This is a genomic window from Veillonella parvula (assembly GCF_032550495.1).
GTDB classification, from domain to species: Bacteria; Bacillota; Negativicutes; order Veillonellales; family Veillonellaceae; genus Veillonella; species Veillonella parvula_G.
Genome location: NZ_JAWFZJ010000003.1, coordinates 410,791 through 428,966, shown reverse-complemented (window position 1 = coordinate 428,966; position 18,176 = coordinate 410,791). Strand labels below are relative to the sequence as shown.

General features: G+C 40.4%; 20 protein-coding genes and 2 tRNA genes. 3 read left to right on the top strand and 19 right to left on the bottom strand.

The genetic code is table 11. The features are described 5' to 3' along the window. Window positions 1-3: 3 nt before the first annotated feature. The 3 genes from E6X37_RS08270 to E6X37_RS08260 form a co-directional block, all read right to left on the bottom strand. Window positions 4-555 (bottom strand): TIGR01440 family protein, encoded by a 552-nt coding sequence (locus tag E6X37_RS08270; RefSeq protein WP_316059759.1) that lies wholly within the window; start codon window positions 553-555, stop codon window positions 4-6. A 171-nt stretch (window positions 556-726) separates the two neighbouring features. Continuing rightward, window positions 727-1,287: a Fe-S-containing hydro-lyase gene (locus tag E6X37_RS08265; protein WP_004695073.1), complete on the bottom strand. Its 561-nt coding sequence runs from the start codon at window positions 1,285-1,287 to the stop codon at window positions 727-729. 19 nt (window positions 1,288-1,306) lie between these two features. Further along, the gene (locus E6X37_RS08260) at window positions 1,307-2,149 is read right to left on the bottom strand and encodes a fumarate hydratase (RefSeq protein ID WP_004695072.1); all 843 of its coding nucleotides are present in this window, start codon (window positions 2,147-2,149) and stop codon (window positions 1,307-1,309) included. 740 nt (window positions 2,150-2,889) lie between these two features. Here E6X37_RS08260 and E6X37_RS08255 point away from each other — a divergent pair. From E6X37_RS08255 to E6X37_RS08245, 3 genes are all read left to right on the top strand, one after another. Beyond that, window positions 2,890-2,965, top strand: a tRNA-Asn gene (locus tag E6X37_RS08255). 50 nt (window positions 2,966-3,015) lie between these two features. Beyond that, window positions 3,016-3,091, top strand: a tRNA-Val gene (locus tag E6X37_RS08250). Window positions 3,092-3,200: 109 nt separating this feature from the next. Beyond that, window positions 3,201-4,109 carry a hypothetical protein gene (locus E6X37_RS08245; protein ID WP_187002369.1) on the top strand — a complete coding sequence of 303 codons (909 nt, stop codon included), beginning with the start codon at window positions 3,201-3,203 and terminating at the stop codon, window positions 4,107-4,109. Between the two features lie 44 nt (window positions 4,110-4,153). Here E6X37_RS08245 and atpC read toward each other — a convergent pair whose 3' ends face one another. The 16 genes from atpC to E6X37_RS08165 form a co-directional block, all read right to left on the bottom strand. After that, window positions 4,154-4,561: an ATP synthase F1 subunit epsilon gene (atpC, locus tag E6X37_RS08240; protein ID WP_187002371.1), complete on the bottom strand. Its 408-nt coding sequence runs from the start codon at window positions 4,559-4,561 to the stop codon at window positions 4,154-4,156. A 3-nt stretch (window positions 4,562-4,564) separates the two neighbouring features. Further along, window positions 4,565-5,989, bottom strand: coding sequence for a F0F1 ATP synthase subunit beta (gene atpD, locus E6X37_RS08235; protein WP_105087018.1), 1,425 nt, complete (start codon window positions 5,987-5,989; stop codon window positions 4,565-4,567). Window positions 5,990-6,007: 18 nt separating this feature from the next. After that, window positions 6,008-6,862, bottom strand: coding sequence for an ATP synthase F1 subunit gamma (atpG, locus tag E6X37_RS08230; RefSeq protein WP_004697537.1), 855 nt, complete (start codon window positions 6,860-6,862; stop codon window positions 6,008-6,010). Window positions 6,863-6,865: 3 nt separating this feature from the next. Further along, window positions 6,866-8,404: a F0F1 ATP synthase subunit alpha gene (gene atpA, locus E6X37_RS08225; protein WP_004697546.1), complete on the bottom strand. Its 1,539-nt coding sequence runs from the start codon at window positions 8,402-8,404 to the stop codon at window positions 6,866-6,868. Window positions 8,405-8,420: 16 nt separating this feature from the next. Then, the gene (gene atpH, locus E6X37_RS08220; RefSeq protein ID WP_021148537.1) at window positions 8,421-8,972 is read right to left on the bottom strand and encodes an ATP synthase F1 subunit delta; all 552 of its coding nucleotides are present in this window, start codon (window positions 8,970-8,972) and stop codon (window positions 8,421-8,423) included. A 4-nt stretch (window positions 8,973-8,976) separates the two neighbouring features. Continuing rightward, the gene (gene atpF, locus E6X37_RS08215) at window positions 8,977-9,474 is read right to left on the bottom strand and encodes a F0F1 ATP synthase subunit B (RefSeq protein WP_012864787.1); all 498 of its coding nucleotides are present in this window, start codon (window positions 9,472-9,474) and stop codon (window positions 8,977-8,979) included. A gap of 18 nt (window positions 9,475-9,492) precedes the next feature. Beyond that, window positions 9,493-9,720 carry a F0F1 ATP synthase subunit C gene (atpE, locus tag E6X37_RS08210; RefSeq protein ID WP_004695064.1) on the bottom strand — a complete coding sequence of 76 codons (228 nt, stop codon included), beginning with the start codon at window positions 9,718-9,720 and terminating at the stop codon, window positions 9,493-9,495. Window positions 9,721-9,743: 23 nt separating this feature from the next. Then, a complete protein-coding gene (gene atpB, locus E6X37_RS08205) occupies window positions 9,744-10,418 on the bottom strand; it encodes a F0F1 ATP synthase subunit A (RefSeq protein WP_004695063.1) in 675 nt (224 codons plus the stop codon). 200 nt (window positions 10,419-10,618) lie between these two features. Further along, window positions 10,619-10,855 (bottom strand): hypothetical protein, encoded by a 237-nt coding sequence (locus tag E6X37_RS08200; protein WP_042986657.1) that lies wholly within the window; start codon window positions 10,853-10,855, stop codon window positions 10,619-10,621. A gap of 142 nt (window positions 10,856-10,997) precedes the next feature. Then, window positions 10,998-11,192 (bottom strand): AtpZ/AtpI family protein, encoded by a 195-nt coding sequence (locus tag E6X37_RS08195; protein WP_012864790.1) that lies wholly within the window; start codon window positions 11,190-11,192, stop codon window positions 10,998-11,000. Window position 11,193: 1 nt separating this feature from the next. Next, on the bottom strand, window positions 11,194-12,336 hold the full coding sequence (gene wecB / locus E6X37_RS08190; protein ID WP_021148539.1) for a non-hydrolyzing UDP-N-acetylglucosamine 2-epimerase: 1,143 nt from the start codon (window positions 12,334-12,336) through the stop codon (window positions 11,194-11,196). Between the two features lie 57 nt (window positions 12,337-12,393). Continuing rightward, on the bottom strand, window positions 12,394-13,545 hold the full coding sequence (locus E6X37_RS08185; RefSeq protein WP_156697260.1) for a glycosyltransferase family 4 protein: 1,152 nt from the start codon (window positions 13,543-13,545) through the stop codon (window positions 12,394-12,396). 34 nt (window positions 13,546-13,579) lie between these two features. Further along, window positions 13,580-14,938, bottom strand: coding sequence for a PFL family protein (locus E6X37_RS08180; RefSeq protein WP_278457196.1), 1,359 nt, complete (start codon window positions 14,936-14,938; stop codon window positions 13,580-13,582). A 9-nt stretch (window positions 14,939-14,947) separates the two neighbouring features. After that, window positions 14,948-15,223 (bottom strand): ACT domain-containing protein, encoded by a 276-nt coding sequence (locus E6X37_RS08175; RefSeq protein WP_156697261.1) that lies wholly within the window; start codon window positions 15,221-15,223, stop codon window positions 14,948-14,950. 134 nt (window positions 15,224-15,357) lie between these two features. After that, window positions 15,358-16,995, bottom strand: a complete 1,638-nt coding sequence (locus E6X37_RS08170; protein WP_278467681.1) for a phosphoglucomutase — start codon at window positions 16,993-16,995, stop codon at window positions 15,358-15,360. A gap of 164 nt (window positions 16,996-17,159) precedes the next feature. Next, complete coding sequence (locus E6X37_RS08165) at window positions 17,160-18,110, bottom strand: YitT family protein (RefSeq protein WP_156697263.1); 951 nt, start codon at window positions 18,108-18,110, stop codon at window positions 17,160-17,162. Window positions 18,111-18,176: the final 66 nt, after the last annotated feature.

Here is an 18,176-nt window from a genome sequence, read left to right as displayed (position 1 = left end):
CCCCTACATCAATGCTTCATTATATACAGCACGCTCACCGCCAATGCTCTTCGGACGAACACGACAAGCCGTCACATGTGCTTTCCCAATTTCTTTCACACAAAGACGTACAGGCACTGCAACGTGTTTCATGTGCATACCAATGAAAGTATCTCCAATATCGATGCCTACATCAGCTTGAATAAATTCAACCATCACAGGATCATCAAAATATTCGTACGCCATCACAGCCAGGGCACCACCCGCATGACGTTGAGGAACAACATTAACTTCCTCCTCCCATGTCATGGCGCTACGGTCCATAACAAGTGCACGATTAATATGTTCACAACATTGAATAGCCAAGTTAAGTCCTTTAGCCTTAACAGCATTGTATATTTCATCAAATACGACCTGAGCCACATCAAGGTGAGAGTCAGTGCCGATTTTTTTACCTACAATTTCGCTAGTGGAACAGCCAACAACGAATAATTGACCTTCGCGAACCTTTGCTAAATCAAGTAATTCAGCCATCGCGTTGCGAGTTGACTGACGAATAGTTTCTACAGAAGTCATGTTATCGCCTCACTCAAATTGAATGTATAAAATCTATATGTATATTATCATAAAACCGACAGAATCGGTAGACTAAACTCTACACGTAACGGATGAACATCTTATGATTATAGCTTAACAACAAAAAGAGGCTTGCTTTAGCAAGCCTCTTTCAATCACTCAATGGTGATATTAGATTTTTCTGTAAGGTTTTTGGCCTAATTCGTAGAAGTTATTACCTTCAGTATCGCCAACCACGATGCAAGGGAAATCTTCAACAGTCAATTCAGCCAAAGCTTCTGGTCCAAGTTCACCATAAGCAAGTACTTCATATTTTTTGATGGATTTTGCAATCAATGCTGCCGCGCCACCAACTGCTGCGAAGTATGTGCAACCATTTTTCTTCATGGATTCAACTACTTCTGGTTTACGGGAACCTTTACCAATCATGCCTTTGATACCTTGGTCAAGCATTGTTGGTGTGTAAGCATCCATACGACCGGAAGTTGTAGGACCAGCGGAACCAATTGGATCACCAGGTTTTGCAGGTGTTGGTCCAAGATAATAAACGAATTTATTTGTCCAGTCGATTGGTAATTTTTCACCACGCGCTAAAGCTTCAGTCATAACTTTATGAGCAGCGTCACGAGCGGAGTAAATTTTACCAGTGATAAGAACGCTATCACCAACTTTTAATTTGCGGGAAAACTCTTCATTATATTCTTCAGTATTAATGCGAATTGATTCAGCCATTGTTTTTACCTCCTATCGATTAAAGTACTACGTGAGCATGACGAGCAGCATGGCACATGATAGTAACTGCAACAGGAAGACCTGCGATGTGAGTTGCACCCCATTCGATGTTTACACCGATACAAGTTGTAGTGCCACCCAATTGTGGTCCAATACCAGTTTTGTTAACCATTTCCATGATTTCTTCTTCTAATTTTGCATAGTCTGCATCTTTATGAGGTACGCTAATGTCACGAAGCAACGCTTTTTTGGACATAACTGCTGCTTGGTCCATAGTACCGCCAATACCAATGCCGAGTACAATTGGAGGGCATGGGTTAGGACCTGCATGTTTTACGATTTCAAGAACTGCATTTTTAACGCCTTCCACACCATCAGCAGGTACGAGCATAGCTACATCGGATTTATTTTCAGAACCGAAACCTTTTAATTCTACTTGAATATCTACTTTATCGCCAGGAACGATTTCAGTATAGATGATTGCAGGTGTGTTATTTTGTGTATTTTTACGATTGAACAATGGTTCAGCTACAACGGATTTACGAAGATAACCTTCAACATAACCAGCTGCAACACCAGCATTGATAGCTTCTGTAAGATCACCACCAACGAAATGAACATCTTGACCAACTTTTAAGAATACCATAGTCATACCAGTATCTTGGCAGTATGGACGATCTTCAGCATCGGCAATTTCTGCATTTTTAATAATTTGATCAAGAACGATACGACCTACTGAAGACTCTTCTGTTTCACGTCCTTTTTTCAAACCTTCATAGATGTCTTTTGGCAAGTGGTAAGCTGCGTCCATACACATTTGACGGACTGTTTTTGTGATTTCAGATACTTGAATCTCGCGCAAGATAATCCCTCCTCAGGAAAATAGTTGAATATTAATTCTAATACCGATGAGATAAAATAAAATTCTCAAACATATGAAAGAATATCTATCTCAAACCGATGAGATTAACTCTATACATAAATCGTAGCACACAATATAAGGGGATTCAACGCCTTACCTATACAGTTTTCTCAATGCTTTTTCGGTTTTTGAGAATTGTTTTCATGAATATTTTTGTATATATTTCGGTTTTTCAATAGGCTATATAGACCTTATTCTCTAGTCACTAAAATAGCCCTGCATTGTGATAAAAGTCATAGTCTATCATATATCAATAAGATTTTTATATCTTATATTTTTACCTACTTTATTATATATAGATTTGGTTTAAAATGAACCACAAACATAGGCTATATCTAATAAGATAAATACGCTTCTTTCTTAACTGATACTACTTTTCAACTAAATCTTTTAAACTTTTCTATAATGCATATGTATACCGATTATCTTCAATATACTTATATTGCTAACTCCCATGCACTTGAAATCATGCAATCACCTTAGAACACAGTAAATATCTATAGTTATTAAGCTCTATAGATTTTATTAATTTTAATGACTCTCTCATCAAAATTATTGATAACCAATTTTATTTATAAAGTTATGTCTTTTAGTCATAATTAACAGTATCTATTTTATAGTGTTCTAAAAAAAATGCTTGCTTTTATAATTAATCTAACATATAATAACAATCGTACCATTCCTCGATAGCTCAGTCGGTAGAGCAATCGGCTGTTAACCGATCGGTCGTAGGTTCGAGTCCTACTCGAGGAGCCATTCTGGCCCGTTGGTCAAGCGGTTAAGGATTCCCGGACGGGTCACCACATGGACGATTAGCTCAGCTGGGAGAGCGCCTGCCTTACAAGCAGGATGTCGGCAGTTCGATCCTGTCATCGTCCACCAGACTAAAGAAGCAAGCTGTTAAGCTTGCTTCTTTTTTTTATATATATGATATAATAATATAAATTGTATAATTTGTAATTTTAAAAGAGTTTTATTAAGAGGAGGAATTATGTTACATAACTTCGGACTCTATAAACGTCCACTACTTACAGTACTTGCTGTACTACTCACAACTGCATTTACAACAGCTAGTGCTGCTATGATCGATTTGAGTCAATTAACACCAAATACAACGCAACCTGTGGCTCTTAGCACTATACAAAGTAACACAAGCAATGAGGCTTCTACATTGCCCCCTAAAACAAATATGGAGCCTGTCATAAAAGTAGCTGCAACACCAACAACTACACCAATTTCTGGAGCTTCAGAAAAAGCAACTATTAATGCTACTAGTACAAGTCATGATGGTCACTTGGAAAACTTTCCAAGCCGCAAAGTAACTATTGTTGTACCAGCAAATTTGCGCAATGAAAACACAGCTCAATTTGGTCACTACATGACAGATCGCTTATCAAATACACTTAAATATCCTTACTATGATACAACCATTGTAAGTACTAACACACCAACTGCAGAAATTAAAGCCGCTGATCTTGCTCAAATTGCAGAGGCCCAAAATTCTGAAATTGTTATTATGCCTGTGCCATTACAAGATGTATATGTACAAGTTAATACTATTAACAGCCCAGATCCATACAATAAGGATAATCATGAAATTTATATCGCTGCAAAGGTTAATGCCCTTTTATACTATTATGATGTAAACGATAAGGTAATCCATACTGTTCGTACGGGCTTCAACCAAACTGATGACTCTTTAACTATGCCAACACATAAATCAGTTTGGAACAAAGTTATGACTATATTACTTGATAAATTACCATACAAACGAATTCCAACAGACCGTGACCGTTACCAAGCACCTGGTATTAATTCTGAGGCACCTGTTGTATTAGATTTTCAAGTAGAACAACCTAAGAATACTGCATACTCCTTAAAAGGTGTGAGCGTCTTGTAGATAAATTTATAAAAAAAAGGCTAGCCAGATGGCTAGCCTTTTTCTTATAACATTTTTGTAACATGCAAGCGCAGTAAAGCACGTTGCAATGCTGCTTCCGCTCTTTCTACATCAATATCAGGTGTAAGATTTGATAACCGGCCTTCTGCACGCTCTTTAGCTCGACGAGCACGTTCCACATCAATGGATGTTGGATCTTGACAGTCAGGGGTTACAATACTCACCTTATTATGTTCAATTTCACAGAAGCCACCAAATACAGCATATTCACGAGATGTTCCATCTGGTTGATCAATGCGTAAAGGTGCTAAGTCTAATGCAATAATCATAGGCGCATGATTTGGCAAAATACCAAAACCACCATCGATAGCTTTACCTACAAAGAATGTAGATTGGCCTTCGAATACAATCGCATCAGGTGTAATTATCTGTAGGGTCATAGGTTCCGCCATGGATTATTCCCCCTTCTCTTGCATTTCCTTTGCTTTTTGAACGGCTTCATCTATGGTACCAACCATGTAGAATGCACCTTCTGGCAATTCATCATGTTTACCATCCAAGATTTCTCTGAAGCCTCTCAATGTTTCGGACAATGGCACATATTTACCAGGAGAACCGGTAAATACTTCTGCTACGAAGAATGGTTGACTCAAGAAACGTTGAATCTTACGAGCGCGAGATACAGTGAGTTTATCTTCGTCAGACAATTCTTCCATACCGAGGATTGCGATAATATCTTGAAGATCGCGATATTTTTGCAATACTTCTTGTACGCCACGAGCCACTGCGTAGTGCTCTTCACCAAGTACATGTGGGTCCAAAATACGGCTTGTAGAATCCAGAGGATCCACCGCCGGATAGATACCAAGTTCCGCAATGGAACGAGACAATACTGTTGTCGCATCCAAGTGAGCGAATGTCGCTGCTGGAGCCGGGTCAGTCAAGTCATCGGCAGGTACATATACAGCTTGTACGGAGGTAATAGAACCTTCTTTTGTAGATGTAATACGTTCTTGCAATGCCCCTACGTCATTAGCCAATGTAGGTTGATAACCTACGGCAGATGGCATACGACCTAAGAGGGCGGATACTTCGGAACCCGCTTGGATAAAGCGGAATATGTTATCAATGAACAAGAGCACGTCTTGTTTTTTCACATCACGGAAATATTCAGCCATTGTAAGGCCTGTAAGACCTACGCGCATACGAGCCCCTGGTGGCTCATTCATTTGTCCATATACGAGAGCTGTTTTGTTGATAACGCCGGACTCTTTCATTTCGTTCCACAAGTCGTTACCTTCACGAGTACGTTCGCCTACGCCGGAGAATACGGAATAACCGCCGTGCTCTGTAGCAACATTGTGAATCAACTCCATGATCAATACGGTTTTACCTACACCAGCACCACCGAAGAGGCCAATCTTACCACCTTTTACATATGGAGCGATAAGGTCAACGACCTTAATACCTGTTTCCAAGATTTTTGTGTCTGGAGAAAGGTCATCAAATTTAGGTGCAGGACGGTGAATAGGCCATTTTTCATCAGCCACAACTGGTGCTGGATCATGGTCTACAGTTTCACCAAGTACGTTAAAGATACGACCCAATACACCTTCCCCTACAGGAACGGAAATTGGAGCACCAGTATCTTCTGCTTCCATATTACGTGTCATACCGTCAGTAGAACTCATGGCAACGCAACGAACTGTATCGTCGCCTAAGTGTTGCATAACCTCTACTACGATTTTTTGTCTATCGTGTGCCTTGTGGTCATGGTAGATGTGGATGGCGTTGTAGATAGCTGGTAAATGACCAGCATCAAAGCGCACGTCTACAACTGGGCCGATGACCTGCACAACTTTACCAATATTATTACTCATCGACAGATGTCTCCTTATCTATTGCAAGGCATTAGCGCCACCAACGATTTCAGAAATTTCGTTTGTAATGCTAGATTGACGCAACTTGTTGTATTCAAGGCCTAAGGACTCAATGAGTTCCCCTGCATTATCTGTAGCCGATGTCATGGCCGTCATACGAGCACCCAATTCACTAGCTGCAGATTGTAACAATCCATTATAAACTGTAATTTCTAAGTATTTTGGCAGCAACGCCTCCAAGACGGATACAGCGGACGGCATAAAATCATACTCTTCGCCTTTTACCTCATCTTGTGGTTGCTCTATTGGCAACAAGCGCTCAGCCTGTGCAATTTGCGTCATAGAATTTACAAAACGTGTATAGATCATGATGACTTCGTCTACTTCATGACGTTCATATAGTGAAAGTGCTTCATGCATGATGGCACGCGCATGTTCATAGGACGGTTTATCAGAAAAGCCCGCATAAGACTTATCGATGCGAATACCTCTAGATTTCATGCTATCTCTAGGCTTTCTGCCTGCCGTGATAACACGGTATGTATCAGGAGATTTACCATGTAATTGTTCCATAGCAAATTTCAACACATTAGACGAAAATGCCCCTGCAAGACCTTTATCTGCACCTACTACAATATAGCAAGTGCGCTCTACAGGTCGCACATCTAAGAGAGGACTTTCAAAGCCTTCTAAATCACTATTAGACATATGACGCAAGATTTGCCCTATCTTTTCTGCGTAAGGACGAGTAGCTTCCGCTTTTGTTTGTGCCCTACGAAGACGAGCAGAAGCTACCATCTTCATCGCTTTTGTAATTTGTTGCGTATTGGTAACACTTTTTATGCGTTTTCGCAAATCTTGTGCACTAGCCATACATTACGCCTCCTTACGAGACACTAATGTATGTGTAGAGCCAAATGCTTCAACACATTCTGGGATTGCTTGCTTCAATAGATTTTCAGTTTCTTCGTCAATTTTCTTAGACGTTTCAATGTTAGTGATGATTTCAGGGTAATTTGCTTTTACATAACGTAAAAGTTCAGCTTCAAAGGACAATACATCTGCCACTTGAATATCTGCTAAGTACCCTTTAGTACCAGCGTAAAGGTTGATAACCATTTCCGCTACACTCATAGGCTCATATTGACCTTGTTTTAACATTTCAGTTAAGCGTTCACCACGATCAAGTTGAGCGCGTGTAGCCGCATCAAGGTCGGAACCAAACTGAGCGAAAGCAGCCAACTCACGATATTGAGCAAGGTCCAAACGCAATTGGCCCGCCACTTGCTTCATCGCTTTAGTTTGTGCGCTACCACCTACACGGGATACGGACAAACCTACGTCAACAGCTGGACGAATACCAGAATAGAACATATCTGTTCCCAAGAAAATTTGACCATCAGTAATGGAAATTACGTTTGTTGGAATGTATGCAGATACGTCACCTGCTTGTGTTTCAATGATTGGCAACGCTGTAATAGAACCTCCACCAAGTTCAGATGAAAGTTTCGCAGCCCGCTCTAATAGACGACTGTGTAAGTAGAATACGTCACCTGGATATGCTTCACGCCCTGGTGGACGGCGCAATAATAGGGACATAGCACGATATGCAGCCGCTTGTTTTGTTAAGTCATCATATACGCATAATACGTGTTTACCTTGGTACATAAAGTATTCACCCATGGCAACACCAGCATATGGTGCAATGTATTGAAGAGGTGCACCTGTGGAAGCACTCGCAGAAACTACGATTGTATATTCCATAGCGCCTGCTTCTTCAAGCTTTTGCACTACGCGAGCAACCGTAGATTCTTTTTGACCAATAGCTACATAAATACAAATAACATCTTTGCCTTTTTGGTTCAAAATAGTATCTAAGGCAATCGCAGTTTTACCTGTACCACGGTCACCGATGATAAGCTCACGTTGACCACGGCCGATTGGTACCATCGCATCAATCGCTTTAAGACCTGTTTGCAATGGTTCATTTACGGATTGACGATCCGCAATACCAGGTGCTGGATGTTCGATAGGACGACGTTCTGTAGCTTGAATAGCACCCTTGCCATCAAGAGGTTGACCAAGAGGGTTTACTACGCGACCAATCAAGGCATCTCCGGCAGGAACGTCCATAATTTTGCCAGTACGGCGCACTTGGTCCCCTTCTTTAATCAAGAAGTCATCACCTAATAGTACGGCACCCACATTATCTAATTCTAAGTTCAAAACCAAGCCATATACGCCGTGTGGTAATTCTAGCAACTCACCGGCCATGGCTCTTTCAAGACCATAAATATGGGCGATGCCATCCCCTACGTCGAGAACAGTACCCACATCATCGACATTGAGGTCAACATCATAGTCCTGAATCTGCTGTTTGATTATAGCAGTGATTTCTTCAGGCTTCATTTTCATATATACCCATTCACCCCTATCTAATAGAGTTCGTTCTTAATAAAGATTTTTCTAATTCCTCTAAACGACGAGATACAGAGCCATCAATGCGTTTATCCCCTACTTGGATAATAATACCACCCATAATAGATAGATCTTGACGCACAGATAAAATAACATCTTTCCCTGTTACTTCTCGTAATTTAGCTTGTACAGATGCTTCTACATCAGCTGTGATTGGTTCTGCTACAGTTACAGTAGCTTCCAAAATACCACGAGCCTCTCGTGATTTTTGAATAAACGCTGCAATGGCCTGTGCAATATAACGATGGCGCCCGCGTTTAATCATCACATAGATAAAGTGTAAAGCAACTTTGTCGATACTAGATTCAAAGATGGAACCAACTAACTTAATCTTTGCATCTTCTGTAACGATTGGATTTTCAAGGAATAAACGAAGTTCAGGCTGTTCCGCCATAACGGACGCTACATAACCTAATTGCTCCTCCATGAGTTCCAAAATATTTTGTTCTTGAGCTAATTCAAACATAGCCGAACCATATTTATCTGCTACAATTTCTATGCTCATCGTATCACAACCCTATCGTTTTACTATCAAGTTGACGAATAGCGTCTTCGATCAATTTTGTATTAGTTTCGCTGTTCATATCTTTAGCAACAACTTTACCAGCCATAGCTACAGATAAAGATACCACTTCGTTACGCAAGCTGTTCATAGCACGATCGCGTTCGATGGCAATATCTTGACGAGCACGATTTTTTTCTTGTTCAATTTGCTCGCGAGCTGTTGCCAATTGTTCTCGTGTAGTATTTTCTGCTTCTTGAATTGCTTTTTCAACAATTTGTTGTGCTTCTACACGAGCATTAGAAATTTGAGCTGCATAATCAGCTTTAAACTTTTCTGTCTCTGCACGGGCTTGTTCAGCAGCTTCTAAATCTTTAGCAATTCGTTCTTTACGTTCTGTCATCATAGCCAATAATGGTTTATATGCAAAACGCGCCAATAGCCAAACTAATATAAAAAAGTTCAACATTTGAGCAAGAATCGTTCCAAGGCTTAAGTCAACCAAGGTTATTCCTCCTCGTTATTATCTGAATAACAAAATAAACGCAACTACTACACCGATGATAGGCATCGCTTCGATTAAACCAATCGCAACGAACATAGTAGACATCAATTGACCACGCAATTCAGGTTGGCGTGTAATACCTTCAATTACTTTACTAGATACAAGACCGTCACCGATACCTGCACCAATGGCACCACAACCTACTGCGATCGCTGCTGCTAATGCGAATAAACCTTGAGCTTCCATAATATATCCTCCATATATAATAATTAATGTTCCTCACTAAGAGCCATCCCTAAATAGGATGCTGTAAGAACGGTAAAAATAAAGGCTTGAATAATGCCGATAAACAAACTAAAAGCAATCCACACCCATGGTACAGGTACAAACCAAGGCAACTTGTATAATACTTCTAACAAAATTTCACCAGCTACGATATTGCCGAATAGACGGAAAGCAAGCGTAACAGGTCTAGCGATCTCTTCAAAGATATTAAGTACTAGCAAAGCCTTATAAGGTCGTACAAAATGCTTAAAGTAAGATAAGCCTTTAACTTTAATACCCATAACCCATACTACTAATGTACTACATAAAGCCAATGCAACTGTAGTATTGATATCAGATGTTGGTGATGTTAACGCCTTAAGTGTAGGCATTAAGCCTAATTCATTTCCTACAAAAATAAATAAGAAAAACGTAAATAACAAGGAACTCACCATCGGCCAATGACGACCCAAGTTCGGAGCTAATTGCCCCTCTAAGCCTTCTAATATAGATTCCACTATATTTTGCAAGCCTACAGGCACCAATTTACGTCCTCGGGTGGCTAGTATTGTTATTAATATTACAATAGCCATAGTAACCCATGTAGCAATCAAGGTATCTATATTAAATGTCAACCCCAACCACTGCACGACCTCATGGTGTCCCGCATGTAATACCACGTTCTCAACCCCTTTCATAGATATAATAAAACCTAATATATTTACAATTAATATAAATATAACATATATGTATCATCATACATCGTTATAGATATATAATCAACACTTGAAGGGTAAGCAATTCCAATTAATCATAAATATAATGTATACAATGCATAATTGGAATACCTTTGTTGTTCCTATTTTAGGTCATTTTAGAACTAAAACTGGCAACTGAGCCACCAGTACACAGCATATAATGCAGGCTGAATAAGCGCGATACCTATAAACATGCTAACAGCCTCTACACCGGGAATTTTCAGACCTAAGACCACTAGAGAGCCTACTAACATAAGGCGCCAAATCATCTGTCTACGAGATTTACGTACGGCTTTATAAGGATCTCCTGACACAATAGATTGTCCATGCAAAGCTAGGCTAAGTAAGTAGAGAACCATTATAAAGATGCCCCAAAGCCATCCCCATAGATACTGTTCTAAGCCACATAAAACTTGTATTATACTGCCCAAAAAAGCAATAAAAAAACAAGTCAGCAGCACTCGCACTATGAATTTTATATATTGATTCATACATACCTCACTACTTAACTTGTTTATATAACATATAAAACCCTGTTATAGCTCCTATTAGGCCAAATATGACCATGCAGAGTGGTTCCGTTTGAAGCCAAGTATCCAATTTATAACCTAGCCAAATAAATCCTCCTATACAGGAGACCAGTGTGACCCCCGCTGATGTTGCCATGGCGAGGGCTTTCACAAGATCCTTATCCATATTATTTACCAAATCGTTCAGGACGATTAGGATTGCCTAAGAACTCATGGCGCAACGCTTGGATGATGCGTTCAGATGCTTTACCATCACCATATGGGTTAACAGAGTTAGACATCAACTTATACGCTTCAGCATTGCTCAATAATTCATAAGCGGCTTTATGTACCGCATCTTTATCAGTACCTACAAGGCGAACGGTACCTGCTTCTACTGCTTCAGGACGTTCTGTCGTATCACGCAATACGAGAACTGGCTTACCAAGAGCTGGGGCTTCCTCTTGAATCCCACCTGAATCAGTCAAAATCAAGTAAGATTTAGCCATCAAGTTTGCAAACGGTTCATAGTCAAGAGGATCGATTAATGTAACACGATCCACAGAGCCAAGCTCCTCTTGTACAACTTGGCGAACTTTAGGATTTTTATGTACAGGGAAAACAACTTGAATATCTTCAAATTCATTAATTAAATCGCGAATGGCTTGATATACATGGCGCATAGGTTCACCTAAGTTTTCTCGGCGATGTGTGGTAACAAGAACCGTACGTTTTTTAGGATCAAGAGCATTAATAGCTGCATCATCGAATACATAGTTGTCTTGTACCGTCGTATCAAGAGCATCGATAACAGTATTCCCTGTTACATAAAGATGTTCTGTATTAATATTTTCCTTTTTTAAATTGCTTTCAGAACTAGAAGTAGGCGCAAAGTGATACGTCGCAATAGACCCCGTCAATTTGCGATTCATCTCTTCAGGGAACGGAGAGTAAATATCACCTGTCCGTAATCCTGCTTCCACGTGACCTACAGGAATTTCTTGGTAGAAAGAAGCCAAGGCACCAGCAAAGGTAGTTGTAGTATCACCATGAACGAGTACCACATCAGGTTTTGCTTCTTCTAATACATCTTTAAGGCCCATCAAAGCACGATTAGTTACATCATATAGTGTTTGACCTTGGCTCATAATATTTAAATCATAGTCTGGGGTAATATTAAACAAGTTTAGTACTTGATCGAGCATATCTCGATGCTGTGCCGTAACGGTTACGATAGGTTCCATATCTGGTGCTGCTTGTAATGCTTTTACAAGAGGAGCCATCTTGATAGCCTCAGGTCTTGTACCAAAGATTGTCATAACTTTTAACATAGTTGCCTCCAACGTAGTAGGATAGAAAAAATGGGGCGCCAAGCGCCCCACAGATGGTTATTCCTTATGAGAATCATCAGTATTCTCCAAGGCTTTAGCCAATTCATCGCGATCAAAGGATATGGTATCATCCGAGTCGCTGCGTTCAATTGTAGGACGTGGTAACGGATGCCCTGCCGCATCACTATGCATGATAACGCCAAGACGTCGTGCAATATAAATACTACACAAGAAAATTACTAATACCAAGGTCGCGCCGACCCAAGCATTAACCTCTGCAACGATAACAGATACACCGCCGAAAAGAGCTGTTACTGCATACATCAACAATACAGCTTGCTTTTGTGTTAATCCTTGTGCCAATAAGCGATGGTGAACATGACCTTTATCGGGTTTAAAGATGGGACGTCCACTGATTTTACGGCGCACAATGGCAAATAAGGTGTCTAAAATAGGCAAGCCTAACACAATGGCAGGTACCACTAGAGCAATCATAGCAGCTGTCTTCACAGCGCCCATAACGGAAATAGCTGCTAATGTATAGCCTAATAACATGGATCCCGTATCACCCATGAATATTTTTGCAGGATTGAAGTTATACCGCAAGAAACCTACAGTCGCACCTGCTAAAGCAAGAGAGATACAAGCAAGATCAGTTTGACCAAGTTGCAATGTCATTGCACAAACAGCGATACATGCGATAAAGGAAATACCTGCAGCCAAGCCATCAAGGCCATCGATGAGGTTTACAATATTTGTAAAACCAACTATCCAGAAAATAGTCAATGGAATAGCCCAATACTTGAGATATACTACACCACCCCAAGGAAGGTTAATGAAATCTACTCGAATATCATAAGCCACCAGGATAGCGGCTGCTATAATTTGGCCCATTAACTTAGTTTTTGGCTCAATTTGTTTAATGTCGTCCCAAATACCAACTAGCACCAAAATGACTGTACCAAGGACAAACCCAAACAATTTATGATCATGCGGAATGGAATCGTTAAAAAGAACCGATCCCACATAACCGAGAAAGATTGCTAATCCACCAAGTCGTGGAATCGCACCATGATGCACCTTTCGAGCATCAGGCTTATCTATTGCCCCAACAGCAACGGCAAAGCGTTTTACCAATGGGGTAAGTGCAAAGGTTATGATGAGCGCTACTGCAAAGGCCCACACATAATCGAGCACATATTCACTCATAAGACACCTCCAACAAGTAGGTTGTAAAAACGGATTAGTTCGTTAAGCTACGAATAGGAGCAGGAATTCTGCCACCGCGGGCAATGAACTCGGCTGCACTATATGGACTCACTTCGATAATAGGAGCATAACCTAATAATCCACCAAATTCAACAACCTCTCCAACAGTCTTACCAGGTACAGGAATTACACGAACCGCAGTTGTCTTATTATTAATCATACCAATTGCTGATTCATCTGCAATGATAGCAGAAATGGTATCAGCAGTAGTGTCTCCAGGAATAGCAATCATATCAAGCCCTACAGAACAAACACATGTCATGGCCTCTAATTTATCAAGTGTCAAACTGCCACAGGATACAGCATCAATCATGCCTGCATCTTCCGAGACAGGAATGAATGCACCACTAAGACCACCTACGTGAGAGGAAGCCATAAGACCACCTTTTTTCACCGCATCATTAAGTAATGCTAGTGCCGCTGTAGTGCCATGACAACCACAAGAGGACAAGCCCATTTCTTCAAGAACATGAGCTACAGAGTCACCTACAGCTGGCGTTGGCGCCAAAGATAAATCAATAATACCAAATGGTTTACCTAGGCGGCGAGATGCCTCTTGCGCTACCAATTGACCTACGCGCGTGATTTTAAAAGCAGTACGTTTAATCGTTTCTGCTACAACGTCAAAGGATTGACCTCGAACAGATTCAAGCGCATGTTTTACAACGCCCGGGCCAGATACACCTACAGAAATAGCACTATCCCCTTCTGTTACCCCGAAGAAAGCACCCGCCATAAATGGATTATCCTCTACAGGATTACAGAATATTACGAGCTTAGCACAACCAAGAGCATCATTATCCTTTGTAAGCTCTGCAGTTTTCTTAACGATGATTCCCATGTCTCGCACTGCGTCCATGTTAATACCAGTTTTAGTAGAGCCCACAGCAACAGAGCTACAAACGATATCCGTAGTTGCCAGCGCTTCAGGAATAGAGTCAATCAAAATGCGGTCAGCTCGAGTGGCGCCCTTTGTTACAAGCGCAGAAAAGCCGCCAATAAAATTAACACCTACATTTTTTGCAGCACGATCCATAGCTTCCGCCACAGGAACATAAGATGTTAAATCACTACCCCCTGCAACTAGAGAAATGGGTGTTACAGAAATACGCTTATTGATAATAGGGATGCCGAATTCTCGCTCAATATCTTCCCCTGTAGATACAAGATGTTCTGCCTCTTTTGTAATACGGTCATAAATACGGTCACACAGCTCTTTACCAGAACTAGATGCACATTCTAGCAAGCTAATCCCCATCGTAATAGTACGCACATCAAGCTTGTTATCGTGAATCATCTGATTCGTTTCTAAAATATTGTCGATAGATAACATAAGTGCCTCCTATCCTACGCGGTGCATACTTAAGAAAATATCAGCATGTTGTGCACGGATTTCAACACCTAGTTCTTTACCTTGATTCGTCAAAGCCTCTTGGATAGCTGTAAGATTTTTCATATCTTCAGACTTAGTTTCACACATCATAATCATATTGAAAACGCCATCAAGGATGGTCTGATTTATCGACATAATATTTACACCGTAGTTAGCGAGTACGGTACTAACCCCAGCAATGATACCAACGCGGTCTACGCCGACAACGGTAACAACTAATTTCATAACATCACCTTCTCTAAGCACTACAAGCTATATAGCCAGTATAGGGCATTCAATAAACTATATTAATATATTATAACACATTTATTATTTTTCATGAGTAAAATCTTTATGAGTTTTCTAGTGAAAACAACATGTTACACTTCGTCAGACAAAGCACTTGTTACAATCTCTTCACCAGCAGTTAACAATGCGATAAGACCTTTATCCCCTTTATAGCTTTCACCATAAATTTTATATAAATCTTCAGTGCCAGATGGGCGTGCTACAAACCATCCTGTTTCCGTTTCCACACGAACACCATCGATAGGCATATCTTTATACAGAGAAGTAGTGCGAACATTAGTAATCGCATCACCATCTACTTCGGTAGCCGTAATGGAGCTTGCATTTAATTGTTTCAACTTAACCTTGGCCTCCTTTGTACAAGGCGCATCAATACGACCAAAACGAGGATCGCCACACCCTACAACAAGATTATTATAGAGTCGGTCAACAGTAGCCCCCATAACGGCATACATTTCCATCGCAAGGAGAGCCATTACCATGCCATCTTTATCAGTAGTCCATACGGTACCGTCTTTTTTAAGGAACGATGCACCAGCAGATTCTTCACCGCCAATACCAATCTCACCATCGAATAATAGGGAACTAAAATATTTAAAACCTACTGGAACCTCATAAACAGGAACCTCTTTACTAGCAGCCCATTTATCAATCATAGTGGTACAAACAACGGTTTTACCGACCCCTTTATTTGTCCAACCACGAGTCGTAAACAAATAATCCGCCGCAGTCACAAGAAATGCGTTTGGAGAAGCTAGCCCATGCGGACTAACGATACCATAGCGATCATAATCAGGGTCATTCCCAACAGCGAGATCATAATTACCAATTTGTTTAATTACGTCAGCCATGGCATATTCAGATGAGCAATCCATACGTACCTTACCATCATGGTCATAGGTCATAAAGCTAAAGGTTGGATCATACTCATCATTAATAATATCTAGGTTTAGATTATACCGCTCTTTAATAGCACGCCAATAACCTAGTCCACTACCGCCGAGGGCATTAACGAGGACCTTAGGTTTTGCACTTTGGATTGCCTCCATATTAATGATAGAAGATAGTTCTTCTACATATAGACCTTTATAGTCATATGGAACCTGTTGGTCGGGTTCAATATTGTCGATACTAATACGTTTAAATCCTTCTAATTCACAATATGCGTGAACATATTCATTGGCACGTGTTTCAATCCATTTAGTAATCAACGTATCCGCTGGACCACCATTGGTAGCGTTATACTTAATGCCACCATTATCTGGAGGATTATGAGACGGCGTAATCACGATACCATCCGCCTTATCATCGTGGCTTTCATTATAACGAATAATAGCACGAGATATAGATGGTGTTGGCACGAAATCCATATCGGAATCAACCATTGCCGTTACACCATTGCCAGCAAGGACCTCTAGAACCGTCACAAGGGCTGGCTGAGATAAAGCATGTGTATCTTGACCGACAAAAATCGGACCTGTAGCGCCGAATTGACCACGGCCATCACAAATAGCCTGTGTAATAGCGGCCACATGTAAATCTGTAAACGTACTATTTAAAGATGTACCGCGATGGCCAGATGTGCCAAAGGATACGAGTTGTGTCGGATCTGTAATATCCGGAGTATTATCAAAATATGCATCCACAAGGGTTTGCACATCGATAATATCTTGTTCTTGTACAGGCGTACCTGCTAATTTGTGAGTCATAGAAACCTCTAATCTTATCTTGAGGGCAAGCCCTCTCATTTTACAACCTTGATATTCAATCAATCACATTAAATTATTTTCAAAATGTATGTATCATTCATAAAATATTATATTTACGCATAATTAATATAAGATGACAACAGCCAGAGATTTATCATAATTCTTTATTTTAATTTGTTACAACTATTTTCATCTATTACAACATTATTGTTCGCTTCGGTAGTTATATCTTGTGATTTTAGCTGTTTAGATATTTCCGCAGGAACAATAGGTTGAGTAAAACCTTGACCGATAACCTCTTGGGCATCAGTAATCAAGATAAACACATTTGGGTCCGCTTCTTGAATAACCTCTTTCAATTTATTTACCTGCAGCAAGTTGACTGCAACCATCACAATTTGCTTAGGCGTCCGTGTATAGGCACCAATACCATTAATAATAGTGGCACCACGACCAACCTTATTGATAATACACTCACATACTTCATCGGTGCGATAGGTAATGATAAAAGCAACTTTACGTTGATTAAACCCGATTACCACCTTATTTGTAATAATAGTATACACATACACACTGATAAGAGTTACAGCTACCGCTTCAAGTCCAACAACGCCGACAGCAACTAAGAGGATGGCACAGTTGATAGCGCTATTAATGGACCCCATTTGAAGGCCATAATATTTGCGAACGATAAGTGCAATTGGATCAAGTCCCCCTGTATTACCACCTACACGGTAGACGATACCAAGCCCTAGTCCAGTTGTGATACCTGCCATCATAGAACTGAGTAGTGGATCCTTAATGATCATGTCATATTGCAAGAAACTAAACAGATCAATCATCCACGATAACATGAGCGTACCATACAAGGTATTAAGCACTACGCGTTTACCAAGCCACTTCCAAGCAGCCCAAAATATAGGGACGTTCAAAATAACGTTCCAAGAACCAACGGATAATCCCGTTAGATAATACAAAATCAACCCTACCCCACTAATACCAGTACTAACCAGTTTGTGAGGTAGTACAAAGGCATCTAAACCAGCACCAAAAATTGCACAACCAATAGCAACTATGACACATTGATAGACAACATCTTTATACTTGGCGAACATAGCTCCCTCCAAATTGCCATTTCACTATAAATATTCTATAATGAACTAATTAAAACATACGCTGTT